The sequence below is a fragment of the Herpetosiphon sp. genome, assembly GCF_003512625.1.
In the GTDB taxonomy this organism is placed as follows: domain Bacteria; phylum Chloroflexota; class Chloroflexia; order Chloroflexales; family Herpetosiphonaceae; genus Herpetosiphon; species Herpetosiphon aurantiacus.
Genome location: NZ_DOPT01000015.1, coordinates 1 through 2515, shown reverse-complemented (window position 1 = coordinate 2515; position 2515 = coordinate 1). Strand labels below are relative to the sequence as shown.

Here is a 2515-nt window from a genome sequence, read left to right as displayed (position 1 = left end):
ATCAAAAGTCAGAAATCAAAAGGTGCAACCGCAAAGCACACGAAGATCATGAAGGGTAGCATCTAGGTTTTAAGATCTCTCACCCCCACTCCTAGCCCCTGAATATATGTTCTATGTTCTTTATTTCTTGGGCACTTGCACGGTCCACAACTGGCCGCCAAATGGCTCGTTGAGCAACTCAATCGTTAGGGTATTGGCGCTCAAATTGACCGAGCGTGGAATGGTTGCAGTGCCACTGCTAATTTTGCCGTTGCGCACGCGAATGGTTTGGCGTTCTTCACGTAGGCGATAGATAATGCCACTGGTGTCGCTCACCGCAATATTGTTATTCGTCAAACCTAATTGAACAATGCCAGCTGTTGTGTTTTGGACGCTCCAGTGCAGCACAATTTGGTCGGAGCAAAATTGTACCCGATCAAGCGTTACTGCTACATAGGCCGTTTCGCTGGCCCGACTATCGATCGTATACCATTGATAGGAAATTGGGTCGCGGGCCTTGCGAATGGTTTGCCCAAACGTCGTAATACAACCACTTGGGGTTGGCGAGGCTGCTGGAACTGGAATTGTGCCATAAACCTCGGGCGTTGGGGCATTCGAGATAATCGTAATATTGCGACCCTGAACTAACACCAATATCAACAAAACTGAGACAACCGCCCAGCCTAAAACATTGAAACGGGTGCGTAACGAGCTATCGCGCAGGCGTTCGGGCCACGTTTTTGGCAAAGCTGGCTCGATCACCGGCTCTGGCAAAGCAATCGGTTCGGGTGGTGGCGCGGCTGGCGGCGGATCAGAGGGTGTATCATCCCATGCAGGCATCACTCCTGCAACCAATTGATTGACTTCTTCCCAGATTGAGCAATTCAGCAAGCGCGGAATTTTGAGCATTTCCTCATCGGTGAAATGAATTTCATCGGTGCGCTCAGTCACCAAGTGGGTTGGTAATTCATCCAAGCCTTTAACATTGACCCGCCAATCGAGATTAATTTCCGAGCCACGCTCTAAAATAGGCGAGATCACGATCAGGCGTTTGCAAGCCCGAAAATCGGTTTGACTGGCCTTTTGCTCCGACATAATTTCGTGCTGATGGTCGTGCAAGAAATTGCGGAAGGCGTAATAGTAGGCAATTACTTGGTTATAGGGGTTTTTGCGGCCTTGATTGAGCCATTTGACCGAACCAGCGCTACTGACGACCTTCCAGCGTCCATTGACCGAACCATAAACCTTGCCATCGCAGTGCTTCATTTCGAGAATAAAAACTGCATCGTTCTTCAACACCACAAGGTCAATGGTATGGCCACCGACGCTAAAATTTGCCAGCATGACATAAAGGCCTTCCAAGCGGTCGAGACCGTTGGCTAAGGCAATAATTGCTTTGCGCTCATTGGGGTGTTCGGGCTTTTCGCCAATCCAAACTTGAACGGCCACGGGTAGCTCCCTAGCCAAAAAAAAGCCAATTCTGTGCTTATATTATCATTGTTTCGTTGCTCCGTGCATTGACGAATTGTTAAAAATAGTTGAAAAAGCAAAAGTATGCAATAATGGATTGGATTTTTGATTCACGCTGATGTGGAAAAGCAGAATGTTAATAACAATCGATATTGGCAATACCAATAGCAAAATCGCCGCATGGGATGGCGATCAGATGGTGGCGCATTGGCGTTTATCAACCCAACGCCAAAAATTAACCGATGAATATGCGGTGTTGGTGCGTAGTTTATTCGAATTGCGTGGCATTGCGATCAATCAAATCGAGGGCTGTGCGATTTCGTGTGTTGTGCCGCCTTTAACCAGTGTATTTAGCGAATTGAGCCGCACCTATTTGAATGTTGAGCCAGTTGTGATTGGCCCTGGCATCAAAACTGGCATGCGCTTATTGATCGACACGCCGCGCGAACTTGGAGCTGATCGGGTTGCCAACTCGGTTGCCGCCTTTCGGCGCTATGGCGGGCCAGTCATCGCGATTGCCTTTGGCACGGCGACGGCCTTTGATGTGATTTCGACTGAGGGCGATTATATTGGCGGAGCGATTGCCCCAGGCATTGGGATTTCGGCTGATGCGCTGTTTCGGGCTGCTGCCAAACTTTATCATGTGGAATTGGCTCGCCCGCCGCGCGTAATCGGTAAAAACACCTCGCACTATATGCAATCGGGGATTGTTTTGGGCTATGCTGGCTTGGTCGAAGGCTTGGTCACGCGGATGTGGCAGGAGTTGGGCACGCGCGGGACAGTTGTCGCAACTGGTGGTCAGGCTGAGGTAATTGCCGATATTATTGCTGGCGAAACCCATGTGATCGATCATGTTGACCCATGGCTGACCCACGAAGGCCTCAAAATGATTCATGCCATGAATCGTCAATAAATCGAATGTCCCTCACCCCCAACCCCTCTCCCAGTGCGGCGGGTTTAAGGGCGGACAGGTTGGGGAATGGGTATTCATCAGTGTTAGGGGATGGCCGTCCCGAGCCGACCACCCCGCGTCACCGTCGTGGCCCACCGTTCGTGCAGCGCCGTT

At 50.3% G+C, this 2515-nt stretch carries 2 protein-coding genes; one reads left to right on the top strand and one right to left on the bottom strand.

Annotation, left to right across the window (positions count from 1 at the left end):
• Positions 1–120: 120 nt before the first annotated feature.
• Entirely contained in the window at positions 121–1428 is a 1308-nt protein-coding gene (locus DEF47_RS02870) for a nuclease-related domain-containing protein (protein WP_012191142.1), read from the bottom strand.
• A gap of 154 nt (positions 1429–1582) precedes the next feature.
• On the opposite strand from DEF47_RS02870, the gene DEF47_RS02865 reads away from it, so the two are divergent.
• The gene (locus DEF47_RS02865) at positions 1583–2362 is read left to right on the top strand and encodes a type III pantothenate kinase (RefSeq protein ID WP_041304682.1); all 780 of its coding nucleotides are present in this window, start codon (positions 1583–1585) and stop codon (positions 2360–2362) included.
• The last annotated feature ends 153 nt before the right edge of the window (positions 2363–2515 follow it).